Origin of the sequence: Streptomyces sp. NPDC047453 (assembly GCF_040643155.1) — a bacterium.
GTDB lineage: Bacteria > Actinomycetota > Actinomycetes > Streptomycetales > Streptomycetaceae > Streptomyces.
This window is the reverse complement of the sequence record NZ_JBEYTS010000068.1, coordinates 1-15,423: the sequence shown is the minus strand read 5'-3', so window position 1 is coordinate 15,423 and position 15,423 is coordinate 1. Positions and strand designations below refer to the sequence as shown.

At 70.2% G+C, this 15,423-nt stretch carries 13 protein-coding genes and 1 riboswitch; of the genes, 4 read left to right on the top strand and 9 right to left on the bottom strand.

The window, feature by feature from the left end; all coding sequences use genetic code 11:
- The first annotated feature begins 55 nt into the window (after positions 1-55).
- Positions 56-1,294, top strand: a complete 1,239-nt coding sequence (locus tag ABZ818_RS34545; RefSeq protein ID WP_361423646.1) for an alpha/beta hydrolase-fold protein — start codon at positions 56-58, stop codon at positions 1,292-1,294.
- On the opposite strand, the gene ABZ818_RS34540 is transcribed toward ABZ818_RS34545, so the two are convergent.
- The 9 genes from ABZ818_RS34540 to ABZ818_RS34500 form a co-directional block, all read right to left on the bottom strand.
- Positions 1,203-1,859: a trimeric intracellular cation channel family protein gene (locus tag ABZ818_RS34540; protein WP_361423643.1), complete on the bottom strand. Its 657-nt coding sequence runs from the start codon at positions 1,857-1,859 to the stop codon at positions 1,203-1,205. The two genes, ABZ818_RS34545 and ABZ818_RS34540, sit on opposite strands and share 92 nt — an antisense overlap.
- Positions 1,860-1,984: 125 nt before the next feature.
- On the bottom strand, positions 1,985-3,301 hold the full coding sequence (locus ABZ818_RS34535) for a dipeptide ABC transporter ATP-binding protein (RefSeq protein ID WP_361423640.1): 1,317 nt from the start codon (positions 3,299-3,301) through the stop codon (positions 1,985-1,987).
- A gap of 23 nt (positions 3,302-3,324) precedes the next feature.
- Positions 3,325-4,422 (bottom strand): ABC transporter ATP-binding protein, encoded by a 1,098-nt coding sequence (locus tag ABZ818_RS34530; protein WP_361423637.1) that lies wholly within the window; start codon positions 4,420-4,422, stop codon positions 3,325-3,327.
- On the bottom strand, positions 4,419-5,417 hold the full coding sequence (locus ABZ818_RS34525) for an ABC transporter permease (RefSeq protein ID WP_361423634.1): 999 nt from the start codon (positions 5,415-5,417) through the stop codon (positions 4,419-4,421). Before ABZ818_RS34525 ends, ABZ818_RS34530 begins: the two co-directional genes overlap by 4 nt.
- A 111-nt stretch (positions 5,418-5,528) precedes the next feature.
- Complete coding sequence (locus tag ABZ818_RS34520; RefSeq protein ID WP_361423631.1) at positions 5,529-7,331, bottom strand: ABC transporter substrate-binding protein; 1,803 nt, start codon at positions 7,329-7,331, stop codon at positions 5,529-5,531.
- A 67-nt stretch (positions 7,332-7,398) separates the two neighbouring features.
- A complete protein-coding gene (locus ABZ818_RS34515) occupies positions 7,399-8,406 on the bottom strand; it encodes an ABC transporter permease (RefSeq protein WP_361423628.1) in 1,008 nt (335 codons plus the stop codon).
- Positions 8,407-8,724: 318 nt separating this feature from the next.
- A complete protein-coding gene (locus ABZ818_RS34510; protein WP_361423625.1) occupies positions 8,725-9,519 on the bottom strand; it encodes an enhanced serine sensitivity protein SseB C-terminal domain-containing protein in 795 nt (264 codons plus the stop codon).
- A gap of 199 nt (positions 9,520-9,718) precedes the next feature.
- Positions 9,719-10,510: an enhanced serine sensitivity protein SseB gene (locus tag ABZ818_RS34505; protein WP_361423622.1), complete on the bottom strand. Its 792-nt coding sequence runs from the start codon at positions 10,508-10,510 to the stop codon at positions 9,719-9,721.
- 842 nt (positions 10,511-11,352) lie between these two features.
- Positions 11,353-11,973: an AAA family ATPase gene (locus ABZ818_RS34500; protein ID WP_361423619.1), complete on the bottom strand. Its 621-nt coding sequence runs from the start codon at positions 11,971-11,973 to the stop codon at positions 11,353-11,355.
- A gap of 148 nt (positions 11,974-12,121) precedes the next feature.
- Positions 12,122-12,218: riboswitch (glycine riboswitch) on the top strand.
- Positions 12,219-12,375: 157 nt separating this feature from the next.
- Between ABZ818_RS34500 and gcvT the strand changes: the two genes are divergently transcribed.
- The 3 genes from gcvT to glyA all read left to right on the top strand — a co-directional run bounded on the left by gcvT (position 12,376) and on the right by glyA (position 15,289).
- The gene (gene gcvT, locus ABZ818_RS34495; protein WP_361423616.1) at positions 12,376-13,503 is read left to right on the top strand and encodes a glycine cleavage system aminomethyltransferase GcvT; all 1,128 of its coding nucleotides are present in this window, start codon (positions 12,376-12,378) and stop codon (positions 13,501-13,503) included.
- Positions 13,504-13,631: 128 nt separating this feature from the next.
- Complete coding sequence (gene gcvH / locus ABZ818_RS34490) at positions 13,632-14,009, top strand: glycine cleavage system protein GcvH (protein WP_361423613.1); 378 nt, start codon at positions 13,632-13,634, stop codon at positions 14,007-14,009.
- Positions 14,010-14,026: 17 nt separating this feature from the next.
- The gene (glyA, locus tag ABZ818_RS34485; RefSeq protein WP_361423610.1) at positions 14,027-15,289 is read left to right on the top strand and encodes a serine hydroxymethyltransferase; all 1,263 of its coding nucleotides are present in this window, start codon (positions 14,027-14,029) and stop codon (positions 15,287-15,289) included.
- The last annotated feature ends 134 nt before the right edge of the window (positions 15,290-15,423 follow it).

The following is a 15,423-nucleotide window of genomic DNA, read 5'->3' as shown; positions in this document are numbered from 1 at the left end:
GTAAGTGTCCGCACTTGCCCGTAACCCCGAGGCCCCGTTCCCCCTCTATCGGGACATGAGCCTCACCGGGACTCCGTTCCTGTACACCGCCATCGTGCTGGCCGTCGTCGCGCTGGCGCTGCCGTTCGTCCTGTGGACGCGGCTGAAGGGCCCCAAGGCGCTGCGTGCCGCCCTCCGGGCGCTGATGCTGATGTTCGCCCAGGCCACAGCCATCACCCTGGTCTTCGTGCTGGTGAACAACGCCAACAACCTGTACGACAACTGGGCCGACCTGCTCGGCACGGGCAACCACGTCCAGCAGGCCGCCAACCTGGGCGCCGACGGCACCGGGGGCATCGCCTACCGGAAGCTGCCCAGGGTCGTGCAGCAGTTCACCCCGGCCGACGGGCCCGGGATGCGCGCGGCCGGCGGGGTCAGGGTCACCCAGCTCAGGGGCCGGGTCTCGGGGGTGAACGCCGAGGTCTACGTATGGCTGCCGCCGCAGTACGACGAGCCCGCCTACAAGAACAGGAAGTTCCCGGTGGTCGAGTTGCTGTCGGGCTACCCGGGCTCGGCGAAGGCCTGGTTCGGCTCCCTGAAGGTGCACCAGCAACTGGAGCCGCTGATGCGCAGCGGACGGGTCGCGCCGTTCATACTGGTGGCGCCGCGCACGAACCTGATCGCCAAGATCGACACGGGCTGCGCCAACATCCCGGGCACCGTGAACGCGGACACCTGGCTGAGCATCGACGTACCGAAGATGATCACGGACAACTTCCGTGCCGTGGCCGGTCCGAACGGCTGGGCCACCGCCGGCTACTCGGCCGGGGGACACTGCGCGACCAAGCTCGCCGTCGCCCACCCCGACCGCTACCGGGCCGCGGTGAGCCTGTCCGGGTACAACGACCCGATCGGCGAGCGCAATTCGCTCGCCAACCAGAACCTCCGGCTGCGGCGCGCGAACAACCCCTACATCCTGCTGAAGAACTACCGTACCCCGCCTCCCGTCGCGCTCTACCTCTCGGGCCAGAGCGGCGACGGGTATCAGGCGGGCGTCGCCCTGGAGCGGATCGCGAGGCCGCCGACCACCGTGCACGTGGTCTTCGTCCCGCGCAGCGCGGGCGGCCACAGCATGGCGCTGTGGCGCCCGCAGATCCCGGCGGCGTTCCGCTGGCTGACCAGGGCGCTGGAGCACAGGCCGCACCACCACCTCCGGACGGCCCTCACTCCTCCCGTACCGTCGTCCGGCGGTTCCAGGCCCGCGGAGCTCGCCAGTGGTACCGCATCGCGAGCAGCCGCAGGACGAAGGCGGTGACCACCGCCAGCCCGCTGGTGAACGGGTTCAGCGCGTCGTAGTGGATGCACAGCACCACCATGGTGGCGCCGACGATCGCCGGGACCGCGTACAGGTCGCGGTCCCAGCGCAGCAGCGACGGCACGTCGTTGGCGAGCACGTCCCGCAGCACACCGCCGCCCACGGCGGTGGCCATGCCCAGCGTCGCCGACGCGGTGAGGTTCAGCCCATAGGCGTACGCCTTCGTCGTGCCGGCCACGCAGAACAGGCCGAGGCCGGCCGCGTCGAACACGTACACCGCGGTCTGGATGCGCTCCATGTGCGGGTGCAGGAAGAAGACCACGAGCGCGGCGAACAGAGGGGTGAGGAAGTACCCGAGGTCGGTGAAGGCGGCCGGGGGCACGGCCCCGATGACGATGTCACGGAACAGCCCTCCACCCAGCGCGGTGGCCTCGGCGAGGACGGCGATGCCGAAGACGTCGAAGTTCTTGCGGACGGCCAGCAGCGCGCCGGAGATGGCGAAGACGAAGATGCCGACCACGTCGAGCGTGTGCTGGACGGAGGGGCTGAACAGTTGCTGAAGCACGCCACATTGTTACTCGGGGCCGGTTCGCCCCCGAACACGACGGAGCGGGAGAGTGCGACCGCCGGGGCCGCCGGCTCCGCACTCTCCCGCTCCATCAACCGCGCGGCCTCACCGCGCCGCCCTGCCTACTTCTCGGTCGGCTCCTGGCCGCCGGAGCCGTCGGTGCCGGACTCCGAGGTCTCGGAGGTCTCGGAGGTCTCGGCAGACTCCGAGGTCTCGGCAGACTCGGCGGACCCGGTGGTCCCGGACGGCTTCGCCGTCTCGCCGACCTCCGCGGCCACCGCCGCCGACGTCGCCGCCGACTCCGCAAGGACCTCGTCGGCCACGAGTTCCGCGGCCTCCTTGGCGGCCGTGAGCAGCACGGTGTCCTGCGGGGCCTGGTCCTCGAAGTTCTCCGGGTGGTGGCAGGCCACCTGCTGACCGGGCTTCAGCTCCTTGAGCGGCGGCTCGGTCGTACGGCAGATCTCCGTCGCCTTCCAGCACCGGGTGTGGAAGCGGCAGCCGCTCGGCGGGGCGATCGGCGAGGGCACGTCGCCCTTGAGCAGGATGCGCTCGCTCTTGGCGTTCTTGCGGCTGGGGTCCGGGATCGGGACGGCCGACATGAGCGCCTTGGTGTACGGGTGCATCGGCGCCTTGTAGAGCGACTCGCGGTCGGCCAGCTCCACGATCTTGCCGAGGTACATCACCGCGATCCGGTCCGAGACGTGCCGGACGACCGACAGGTCGTGCGCGATGATCACGTACGTCAGGCCGAGCTCCTGCTGGAGGTCGTCGAGCAGGTTGACGACCTGCGCCTGGATCGACACGTCGAGCGCGGAGACCGGCTCGTCCGCCACGACGAGCTTCGGGTTGAGCGCGAGCGCCCGGGCGATGCCGATGCGCTGGCGCTGACCGCCGGAGAACTCGTGCGGATAGCGGTTGTAGTGCTCGGGGTTGAGACCGACCACCGACAGCAGCCGCTGCACTTCCTTCTTGATCCCGCCCTCGGGCTCGACGCCCTGGAGCCGGAAGGGAGCGCCGACGATCGTGCCGATGGTGTGGCGCGGGTTCAGCGACGAGTACGGGTCCTGGAAGATCATCTGCACATCACGGCGCAGCGGGCGCATGCCGCCGACCCCGAGGTGCGTGATGTCCTTGCCCTCGAACTCGACCTTCCCCGCGCTCGGTTCCAGCAGACGGGTGATCAGTCGGCCCATCGTCGACTTGCCGCAGCCGGACTCGCCCACGACGCCGAGGGTCTCACCGGCCCTGACCTCGAAGTCGATGCCGTCGACCGCGCGCACCGCTCCGACCTGGCGCTGGAGGAGGCCCTTCCGGATGGGGAAGTGCTTCTGCAGGCCGGTCACCTTCAGCAGGACCTCGCCCGGGGCGGCGTCCTTGGTGAGGGTGGCCGTGCCGGAGGCCCTGTCCTCGGCGCCGTCGCTCTGTGCAGGGATGCTCACTGCCTTGTCCTCTGCGTTCTCGCTCACAGCTTCGGCGCAATCTCTTCGGTCCAGATCCGCTCCCGCTGCTCCTGCGTCATGTGGCAGGCGGCCCAGTGCTGGCTGCCGACCTCGGTCAGCTCGGGGCGGACCGTGCGGGTGACGTTGTCCTTCGGGACGTCGGCGTACGGGCAGCGCGGGTTGAACGCGCAGCCGGACGGAACGTTGATCAGGGAGGGCGGGGACCCCTTGACCGGGATGAGCCGCTCCTGCTGGTCGCGGTCCAGACGCGGCATCGAGCCGAGCAGGCCCCAGGTGTAGGGGTGCCGGGGCTCGTAGAACACCTTCTCGGCCGGTCCGCGCTCGACGCAGCGGCCGCCGTACATCACCAGGAGGTCGTCGGCCAGTTCTGCGACGACGCCCAGGTCGTGGGTGATGATGATGACCGCGGAGCCGAACTCCTTCTGCAGGTCGCGGATCAGGTCGAGGATCTGCGCCTGCACGGTGACGTCCAGGGCGGTGGTCGGCTCGTCCGCGATGAGCAGTTCGGGGTTGTTCACCAGCGACATCGCGATCATCGCGCGCTGGCGCATACCGCCGGAGAACTCGTGCGGGTAGCTGTCCACGCGCTTGTCCGGCTGCGGGATGCCCACCCGGTCGAGCATTTCGACGGCCCGCTTGCGGGCGGTCTTCTTGTCGACGTTGTTGTGGATCCGGTACGCCTCCACGATCTGCTGACCGATCGTGTAGTACGGGTGCAGCGCGGACAGCGGGTCCTGGAAGATCATCGCCATCTCGCGGCCGCGCAACTTCCGCACGTGGTCGGGATCGGCGGACAGCAGTTCGGTGCCGTTCAGCCAGATCTCGCCGGAGATCCGCGCCTTGCGCTTGCCGTACTGGCCGGCGGTGTGCAGGCCCATGATGCCGAGCGAGGTCACCGACTTGCCGGAGCCCGACTCGCCGACGATGCCGAGGGTCTTGCCCTTCTCCAGCTTGAAGCTGAGCCCGTCGACGGACTTCACCAGGCCGTCGTCGGTCGGGAAGTGCACCTTCAGGTCGCGTACTTCGAGGAAGGAGGTCGGAGCGGGCGAGGCGGCGGTGGGTTCGCCCACGGCGGCGCCGCTCTTGCTGAGTCCGGTCATGCGAGCCTCACTCGGGGGTCGATCACGGCGTACAGGACGTCCACCACGAGGTTGGCGATCAGCACCGCGAGGGAGGTGATCAGAACGACACCCAGGATGATGGGCAGGTCCTGGGTCTTGATGGCGTTGAGCACCGCCTGGCCGAGGCCGGGCAGGCTGAACGTCGTCTCGGTCAGGATCGCGCCGCCGATGAGGGCGCCGAGGTCCATGCCGAGCATGGTCAGGATGGGCGTCATGGTCGAGCGCATGGCGTGCTTGCTGATGACGGTCTTCTCACGCATGCCCTTGGCACGGGCGGTGCGGATGTAGTCCTCTCCGAGGATCTCCAGCATGGTGGCGCGGGTGATACGCGCGTACATCGCCGCGTAGAGGAACGCCAGGGTGATCCAAGGAAGGATCATGCCGCCGAGCCAGCCGCCGAAGCTGTGGCCGAGGGGGACGTACTCCCCGTCGATCCAGTTCAGGCCGAACGCGAAGATGGCCAGGCTGAGCATGCCGGTGAAGTAGATGGGAAGCGAGACGCCGCCGAGGGCGATCAGCATCGCACCGCGGTCCCACAGGCTGCCCCGCTTGAGCGCGGAGAGCACACCAGCCGCGACGCCGAAGAGCAGCCACAGCACTGCGGCACCGAGCGCGAGACCCAGGGTCACCGGGAAGCGGTCGGTCAGCACGGGCCAGACGGCCTGCTCGCTGCGGAAGGAGTAGCCGAAGCACGGGGCGGCACAGTGGGTGACGTCGCCGCCGCCCGAGTAGGTGCGGCCCATGAAGATGCCCTTGAAGAACTCCCAGACCTGGACGTAGACAGGGTCGCCCAGACCCAGCTTCTGCCGCACCGCCTCTACGGCGGCAGGGTCGGCCTGCTTGCCCACGAAGCTCGTGGCCACGTCGACGCCCGCCCACTTGGGGACGAGGAAGAAGATGCTGAAGACCACCAGGATGATGACCACCAGCATCACGGCGGCGGCGAACAGCCGCCTGATGAGGTAAGCGAGCACAGCTTACGGCCCGCCGCAGGACCGCGGACCCCCGGATGTTTTCCCGGGGCCCGCGGTCCCACCGCGCCGGCCTTCACCTGCCTTTCGTGCCGTTCGGCGGGTGTGCCGGGATTACTTCGAGGACTTCAGACCGAGGTTGACGAAGTCGTACATGCCGCTGTAGCCGGCCGACGTGTAGACGTTCGCCAGCCGGTCGGAGCGCCAGTTGATGAACCGCTCGAAGACGAAGGGCATGTAGTAGCCGCCCTCCATGACCTTGTGGTTGATCTGCGTGGCGATCTCGGCCTTCTTGGCGTCGTCCAGCTCGTTGACGTAGTCGTCGAACAGGCCGTCGATCGCCTTGTCCTTGATCAGGGCGTAGTTGTTGTTACCGCTCTGAAGGATGTACTTGCTGTTCCACAGCGGCAGACCGAAGCCCTGGACGGACGGGAAGTCCGGGCCCCAGCCCATGATGATGATGCCGTAGCCCTTCTTCTTCACGTTCGCGGGGCTACCGATGATGCCGGTGGTCTGCGAGCCGTCGTACTGGTCGATCTGGACGTCGACGCCGATCTTCTTCAGCGACGCCTGGAGCGACTCGGCGGTGGCCACCTCGACCGGCTTGTTGTTGCGGACGGCGATGGTGGTCTTGAAGCCGTTCGGCTTGCCGCAGGCCTTGAGCTCTTCCTTGGCCTTCTCGACGTTGCCGTTCTTGTTGGCGGTGGCCAGCTCGAACGGGTCGTACTTCTGGCCCTCGGCACCCGGCACCGACGGGGGCAGCATGTTGGTGCCGATGTCACCGCCGGCGACCGGGCCACCGCGCGCGGTCTGCAGCGACACGTGGTCCGCGCCGTAGATCACGGCGTTGCGGCAGTGGATGTTGTCGAACGGCTTCACGCTCTGCGGGAAGACCGCGTAACGGACGTAACCGGAGACCGGGTTGTCCAGGTTGCCCTTGTACTTCTTCAGGGCGGTCTGGCGGCCCTGCGGCGACATACCGGTCTGGTTCAGGTCCAGGTCGTAGTCACCGGCGATCAGGCGCTGGTCCATGTCGTTGGCGTTCGAGAAGAACTTGATGGTGATCTCGTCCGGGTAGGCCTTGCGGATCGGGTCCGAGGCCTGCTTCCACTCGGTGTTGCGGACGAGCTTCAGGTCCTTGCCGGGGCTGTACGAGGCGAACTTGTACGGGCCCGAGGAGAACGGGTGCTGACCGTACTTGGACTTGGTGTCCATGTCCTGGCGGACGGGGGACGCCGAGATCAGGGACAGCATCTGCTCGAAGTCCGAGTTGGCCTTCGGCAGGTGGAAGACGATGGTCTTGTCGTCCGGCGTGTCGATCGCCTTCAGACCCAGGTGTTCCTTGTCCTTGTCCTTGTAGGGGCCCTGGTACTTGCCGTCCGGGTCCAGGACCTCCTTCAGGTAGGTCGGACCGCCGGACAGCACGTCCTGCGCCCAGACGCGCTCGATGCCGTACTTGACGTCCTTGGAGGTGATCGGCTTGCCGTCCTCCCACGTCACGTCGTCGCGCAGCGTGTAGGTGTAGGTCTTGCCGTCGTCGGTGACCTTGGCGAGATCCGTGGCGAGGTCCGGGGTCAGCTCGGCGCCGGCCTTGCCGGGCTCCGTCTTGTTCGTGACCAGCTGGCGGCTGTAGTAGCGGGAGAAGTTCCACATCATGCCGTAGTAGCCGCGCGTGGTGTCCCACGAGTCGGCGTCCTGGGCGGAGGCGAACTTCAGCGTGCCGCCCTTCTTGGCCTCGGATGCCTGGGCGACCTTGTTGTTGGCTGCGTCGAAGCCGGCCGCGCCGGTCTTCGAACCGCCACCACCGCCGTTGTCGTCCTTGCCGCCGCCGCACGCCGCCGTGGTCAGCAGCGCGGCGACCACAGCAGCAGCGGCCACGGCCTGCTTGCGCCGCCCTGAGGTGCGTTGGGTAGTCACGTTCTCGGATCCTCCGGATAGATGAGAGACCCCGTGTAGGTGCACGGGTCGCTGGGGGTAGGGCAGTTCAGCGGGAGCCCTTGGGGTCGAGCGCGTCGCGCACGCCGTCGCCGAAGAGGTTGAAGGCAAGGACGGTGATGAAGATCGCCACACCGGGGACCACCATGTACATGGGGTCCGACTCGTAGTAGTCGATGGCAGTCGAGAGCATCTGGCCCCAGGAGGCGGTCGGCGGCTTGACGCCCACGCCGAGGAAGCTGAGCGCGGCCTCGGTGAGGATGTTGGTCGGGATCATCATCGTCGTGTACACGATGATCGGCGCCACGAGGTTGGGCAGCAGCTCCTTGAACAGGATGTAGAAGCGACCGGCGCCGAGCGAGCGTGCCGCCTCGACGTACTCGCGTTCGCGCAGCGAGAGCGTCTGGCCGCGCACCACGCGGCCGATGTAGGGCCAGCCGAAGAAGCCGATGACGAGGATCATCACGAAGACGCGCACACCCGTGCCGGACAGGCCGAGCATCTCGTTCGGCATGACGGAGACCAGCGCGATGATGAACAGCAGCTGAGGGAAGGCGAGCAGGCCGTCCATGACCCGGCTGATCGCCGCGTCCACCCAACCGCCGAAGAAGCCGGCGAGGATGCCGAGGACGGTGCCCAGGATGACGGCGACCACGGCGGACAGGAAGCCCACGAGCAGCGAGATCTGGGCGCCGTAGACGATGCGGGCGAAGATGTCGCGGCCGCTGACCGGCTCGACGCCGAGGAGGTGCTCGCCGCTCATGCCGCCGAGGGAACCCTTGGGGGTGCCGAAGAGCGGGTCGATCAGGTCCTCGTGGTGCAACTCGGGGTCCTGACCGACCACGTGCGCGATCACGGGCGCGAGCAGCGCGACCAGGATGAGCAGGAGCACGACGATGCCGCCCGTCAGGGCGAGTTTGTCCCGCTTGAGGCGCTCCCAGGCGATCCGGCCCAGGGAACGCCCCTGTACCGCCTTGGCAGCGACGCCGGCGGCCGTCGCCTCGTCGGCAGCGCTCGGGGCCGCTTCCGCGGTCGGCTCGTGCAGTGGTGCCGTCATCTGGCAGGGACCCCTCTCAACCGGCGGTGGCCGGCCCGCGCTTGCCGCTGTGGCGGCTGTTCAGTCCGTCGTACACAGGGGCGAACGCCCCTTGGTGCGGGAGTCTTCAACGCCATGGTGATCTGTTGCCAGTCTTGGCGGTGAATGGATGCGCAAACGTGATGCGGGTAGTGGGGTTCCGTTATCCGGACAGTGGGTAACGGGGGTCGGACAGGGACCAGTTGGGGCGGCCCACGGCAAAAACGGACCATCCGCATCCATCTACGCGCGCAGAGGATCACCGGTGCGTGAGCCCTGCCGGCGGACGGACCGGACGGATCAGTAGCCGCCGCGCACCGGCGGATAGCCGTAGCCGGCCGCCGGGGCCTGCGCGGGGGCCGCGGGGGTCTCCCGGTCGTAGAACGGGCGGGAGTTGGCGCGCAGCCACATCGCGACCGGGTCGTATTCGTCGGACATCGCGACGGTCGACACCGGCAGCCCGTCGGGGACGGCGCCGATGGACTGCTGCATCATCACGCGCACCGAGTCGACGGCCGGCGGTGAGGTGTCGTACACGTCGAGGCCGATGGCGAGATACGGCGCTCCGAGCGCGGGCTGCACCCAGGCGCGGCGCAGCGAGCGCAGGGCCGGGGTACGGTGGGCGTTCTGGGTGAGCAGGGCGTAGAACTGCGAGGCCTCTACGGCGGGTTCGGACAGCCGGAGGGGGCCCGCGGGCTGGCGGTCAAGACCGGTGGCGATGCGGCGCAGGTCCAGCCACGGGATGCCGACGCCGCCGCCCGGGGCGTGCGGGTTCAGCCAGAGGCCGTAGTGGTCGGGGTAGAGGGTGCGGGCCACGTCGAGACCGTCCACGACCTCGTACGAACGGTTCCAGCCGCTCGCCGACAGCTCCTGGGCGGAGGTCACGCAGGGCGCGTAGCCGTGGCCGTCGACCTCCATGTGGCCGTACTGGGCGTCGGGGGAGCCCGCCTGGCCGTGCCAGAGCAGCATCCAGACCTGGCCGGAGGAGGGGGTCGCCAGCGCGCGCAGCAGCGCCTCGTAGGCGTCGTAACGCCCGGGCGTCACCTGGCGCAGCGTCTGCTCGACCTGCCCGGCCGTGGTGCCGCTGGCGCTCACTTGTACCGCCCCTCCATACAACCGACGTTTCGACCGAGCCGTGGGGCCGGGTCCTGTCGTCACCTTCCCGTCGTCCGCCCGGCGGGCAGGCGGGAAAGTGACGGCAGGCCTAGCTTAGAGCCGCCGTCCGGCGGCCGGGGACTCGCCGTGCGCCGCCGGCTGCGGATCGTGTGCGCTTCCCCGGCGTTCCGGATCGGGCTCAGTGGGCGTGCTGGTAGAACGGGCGGAGGTTCTCCCTCATCCAGTCCGCCACGGGATCCTGGGCCACGTCCAGGAGGACCAGGTTGACCGGCCACCGGGCCGGGGTCTTCGTCAGGGCGCGGCCCAGGGCGTCCAGGGGGGCGGCCTGGGGGTCGCCCTCCCACTGGGACAGTTCGACGCCTATGAACATGACCGGGTCGTCCGTCTCGACGGCGGCCAGGCAGCGGCGGGCGGTGCTGACCACGCCGGCCTCGGCGAACTCGGCGCCGGCGGCGGCGAGGAAGTCCACCGGGTCGTCCTGCCAGTCCGGTTCGAAGAGGCGGACGCGGCCGCCGTTCGACAGGCCGTCCAGCGGGGTGCGCCCCGCCCGGCACAATTCGGCCACCGCGGCCGGCGGCAGCGGGACGCCGACCACGCCGTCCGGGTTGAGCGCGATGCCGGCCTGCGGGGGCAGTCCGCGCGCGAAGTCCACGGCGGGCGCGACGGTGTACGCCATGTGCGGGCCCACGGCCCGGCGGAACTGCTCCTCGGAGCTGAAGACCGGCACGTACGCCTGGCCGTCGATCTCCAGCGTGGGCAGGTCGAGCGGGCCGCTGTGCGGACCGCCGCCGTTGGGCAGGGGCACCCAGACGAGGCTGCGGCCGAGGACCTCGACGATCCGGCCACCGGCGGTCGGGACGCCGAGGGAGGCGGACAGCACCTCCTCCAGCTCGTTGCCGGGCCATCCGCCGTGGGGATGGGATTGCGCCTGTGCCGGAAGGTCCGCGGAGAAGTCCGCCGGGAAGTCCATCTGCTACCGCCTGCTGTGAACACTGCTGTGGCCGAAAGGCTATCGGGTACACGCCCGAACCTCACGGAAAATCCCACGACCAGCCCCCACGCGAGCACACCCGCCGGCCGACCCACCACCCACGGGCCGCCCGACCCCGGGGTGGGTCGGCTGTCGGAGCGGGGAGCCGGACGATCGCGCGGGCGGGCCGGCGGCGTCGCCGGAGGGCGCACCGCGCGACACCGCGCCCTGATCCGGCCCGCGGTCCGTGCGCTGCGCGCCGCACTGCCGACTGCTGGACCCGGGGCGGGGCCGGGGCGGGGCCGGGCGGTTGCGCGGGCGGGTCGGAGCACGCCCGGTGGGCGGCCTCCAGCAGCGAAGGACGCTCCGCGCGCCGGCCGCCGCGCAGGACCGCGCACGGTCCTCAGGTCGCGAACTCGGTCCGCCGAGTCAGCGCCCCCGTCTCACTGTCCAGCAGGGCCGCAGAGCCGCAGCCCCCGGCAGAACGGCGGTGGCACCAGAGGGCGCAAGACACCGCGCCCTGATCCGACCAGCGGTCCGCGTGGCACGAGACGCGCCTCCGTCCGGTCAGCGGTCCGGGTACTGCGCGCTGCGCCGTCGGCCGCTGGACCCAGGGCCGGGCGGTTGCGCGGGCGGGGTGGAGCACGCCCGGTGGGCGGCCTCCAGCAGCGAGCGGGGCTCCGTACGGCGCGAGACGCGCCTCGGTCCGGTCGGCGGTCCGTGTGCTGCGCGCTGCGCCGCCGGGCCCGGGGGCTGGTGTCGGCGCGGGGTCGGCAGGGGCGTGTCCGGCGGGCGGGTGGCCTCCGGCGCCGAACGGGGCTCGCGCGCCGACCGCGCGGGCCTCAGGGTGCGAAATCGATGCGGTGCAGGCGGGTCGCTGCCTCGCGGTCCAGGAGGACCGCCGAGCCGCAGCCCGTTGGCAGGGTGTTCCGCTCCACCGCGTGGAGCAGGGCGGCGGTGGCGCGGCGGTGGCGGTGGAAGGCGTAGCGGGAGACACCGCGGCCCCGTGCGTGCTGGCCGGTCAGGGCGGTGCCGGGGGCGACGTCCAGCAGGACGAGGTGCAGGGTGCCGCCGCGGCGGCGGGCGGTGCGGGCCAGCCAGGCGCGGACCCAGGGCTGCGTGCCGCAGTCGTGGACCACGAGCGCCGCCCCGGAGCGCAGCGCCCGGCGCAGCCCCGCGAAGTGGGCGAGGCGGACCAGGGGGCGGTACAGGGCGTAGGGGAGGTACGCCGCCAGGTGGGCGTCCCAGCGGTCGCGGGTGTCCTGGGAGTCGATGCGGACGCCGTGCACCGCGCGCCGCATCAGCGTGGACTTGCCGCTGCCGGGCAGGCCGGTCACCACGACCAGGTCGCGCGGGCCGAAGCGCAGCACGCGCGGGCCGCGGCCGGACCGGTCCCGCAGGTCGTGGACCAAGAGGGCGGGGGCCTGGGCCGTCGCGTACAACGCGGTCCTGTGCGTCGTCATCATTCCTCCCCACGGATCGTAAAGAGAAGGTAATGTGCGGCGCCCGCTGTTTCCGTGCACGTCCTGCCACAGGACGGTCACAGATGCCGCCCTGCCGCAAATCGGGCCGAGCGTGCAATGATGTGCGCGCAACTGCATATCGGCCGCTTGAATCCGCGCGGGAGAGTCCCCAGCCGTCTCGCTGGGGCGCCGAAGGAGCAAGTACCTCCCTTGAATCTCTCAGGCCCCGTTACCGCGCGGGCGAGGCACATCTGAAAAGCGGGCCGCTGGCGCAGTGGCTCCACCCAAGGTGCAAGCCGTGCACCGTCCGTCCGACGGCGGTCATGGCGAACCTCTCAGGTTCCGATGACAGATGGGGAGGACTTGATCCGTCCTCGCCTGCCATGCCTTGGAGACCGTCCGATGAGCAGTACCGAACCCGACCGACCCCGCCGCACCGCGCTCGACGCGCTGCACCGTTCGCTCGGCGCGACGATGACCGACTTCGCCGGCTGGGACATGCCCCTGCGCTACGGCTCCGAGCGCGACGAGCACATCGCCGTACGGACGAAGGCCGGCCTCTTCGACCTGTCCCACATGGGCGAGATCACCGTCACCGGCCCGCAGGCCGTCGCGCTGCTGAACCACGCCCTGGTCGGCAACATCGCCACCGTCGGCCTCGGCCGCGCCCGCTACACCATGATCTGCCAGGCCGACGGCGGCATCCTGGACGACCTGATCGTCTACCGCCTGGGCGAGACCGAGTACCTGGTCGTCGCCAACGCCTCCAACGCCCAGGTCGTGCTCGACGCGCTGACCGAGCGGGCGGCGGGCTTCGACGCCGAGGTGCGCGACGACCGGGACAACTACGCGCTGCTCGCCGTGCAGGGCCCCGAGTCCGCCGGCATCCTGAAGTCCCTCACCGACGCCGACCTGGAGGGCCTGAAGTACTACGCCGGGCTCCCCGGCACGGTCGCCGGCGTCCCCGCGCTGATCGCGCGCACCGGCTACACCGGCGAGGACGGCTTCGAGCTGTTCGTGGCCCCGGGCGACGCGGAGAAGCTGTGGCAGGCGCTGACCGAGGCCGGCGCGGACGCCGGTCTTGTCCCGTGCGGCCTGTCCTGCCGGGACACGCTGCGCCTGGAGGCGGGCATGCCGCTGTACGGGCACGAGCTGTCGACCTCGCTGACCCCGTTCGACGCGGGCCTCGGCCGGGTGGTCAAGTTCGAGAAGGAGGGCGACTTCGTGGGCCGCGAGGCGTTGCTGGCCGCCGCCGAGCGCGCCGCCGCCGAGCCGCCCCGGGTGCTCGTCGGCCTGGTCGCCGAAGGCCGCCGGGTCCCGCGCGCCGGGTACGCGGTCGTCGCGGGCGGCGAGGTGATCGGCGAGGTCACCTCCGGCGCTCCCTCCCCCACCCTGGGCAAGCCGATCGCCATGGCGTACATCGACGCCGCGCACGCCGCTCCGGGCACGTCCGGTGTCGGTGTGGACATCCGGGGCAGCCACGAGCCGTACGAGGTCGTGGCGCTGCCCTTCTACAAGCGGCAGAAGTGACGAAGCGGCGGAAGTGACACCGCCGTAGCCGGCACGGAGGCGACGTGAGACACGTCACCCCTGGTCACGCACGCCTTTCGCAGTCCCTCATTCATCATCATTGACTCGCGTACAGGAGAATTCTGGCCATGAACAACCCTCAGCATCTGCGCTACAGCAAGGAGCACGAGTGGCTGTCGCCCGTCGAGGACGGCGTGGCGACGGTCGGCATCACGGAGTTCGCGGCCAACGCGCTCGGCGATGTCGTCTACGCCCAGCTCCCGGAGGTCGGCGACACGGTGGCCGCGGGCGAGACCTGCGGTGAGCTGGAGTCGACCAAGTCGGTGTCCGACCTGTACTCCCCCGTCAGCGGCGAGATCACCGAGATCAACGAGGACGTCGTGAACGACCCGTCGCTGGTGAACTCCGCGCCCTTCGAGGGCGGCTGGCTGTTCAAGGTGCGCCTGGCCGAGGAGCCCGCCGACCTGCTCTCCGCCGACGAGTACGCCGCCGAGACGGCCGGCTGAGAATCGGACACACGCACATGACTGCTCTCAACACACCCCTGCACGAGCTCGACCCGGACGTCGCCGCCGCGGTCGACGCCGAGCTGCACCGCCAGCAGTCCACGCTGGAGATGATCGCCTCCGAGAACTTCGCCCCGGTGGCGGTCATGGAGGCGCAGGGCTCGGTCCTCACCAACAAGTACGCCGAGGGCTACCCCGGCCGCCGCTACTACGGCGGCTGCGAGCACGTCGACGTGGTCGAGCAGATCGCCATCGACCGCATCAGGGAGCTGTTCGGCGCCGAGCACGCCAACGTGCAGCCGCACTCCGGCGCGCAGGCGAACGCGGCCGCGATGTTCGCGCTGCTCAAGCCCGGTGACACGATCATGGGTCTGAACCTCGCCCACGGCGGGCACCTGACCCACGGCATGAAGATCAACTTCTCCGGCAAGCTCTACAACGTCGTCGCCTACCACGTGGGCGAGGACGGCCTGGTCGACATGGCCGAGGTGGAGCGGCTGGCGAAGGAGTCCAAGCCGAAGCTGATCGTGGCCGGCTGGTCCGCGTACCCGCGGCAGCTGGACTTCGCCGCGTTCCGCCGGATCGCGGACGAGGTCGGCGCGTACCTCATGGTGGACATGGCGCACTTCGCCGGCCTGGTGGCCGCGGGCCTGCACCCGAACCCGGTGCCGCACGCCCACGTGGTCACCACCACCACCCACAAGACGCTGGGCGGCCCGCGCGGTGGCGTGATCCTGTCCACGGCCGAGCTGGCGAAGAAGATCAACTCTGCGGTGTTCCCCGGTCAGCAGGGGGGCCCGCTGGAGCACGTGATCGCCGCCAAGGCGGTGTCCTTCAAGGTCGCCGCGAGCGAGGAGTTCAGGGAGCGCCAGCGTCGTACGCTGGAGGGCGCCCGCATCCTGGCCGAGCGCCTCGTCCAAGGCGACGTCCGGGCGGTCGGCGTGGACATCCTGTCCGGCGGCACGGACGTGCACCTGGTCCTGGTCGACCTGCGCGACTCCGAGCTGGACGGGCAGCAGGCCGAGGACCGCCTCCACGAGCTCGGGATCACCGTCAACCGCAACGCGATCCCGAACGACCCGCGCCCGCCGATGGTCACCTCGGGCCTCAGGATCGGCACGCCGGCCCTGGCCACCCGCGGTTTCACGACCGAGGACTTCACCGAGGTCGCGGACGTGATCGCCGAGGCGCTGAAGCCGTCCTACGACGCCGATGCCCTCAAGGCCCGGGTGCGCACCCTGGCCGACAAGCACCCGCTGTACCCGGGTCTGAACAAGTAAGTCCCGTTCCGAGGAGTGCCGCGTACGGGCCGGAGAACCCGGCCCGGTCCCGGCGCCCCCCCCCAGGGCCCCCCCCCCCCCCCCCCGGGTGTGGGGTGCCCCGGGGCCAAAAGGGGAGGCACCGGGTTGGGATA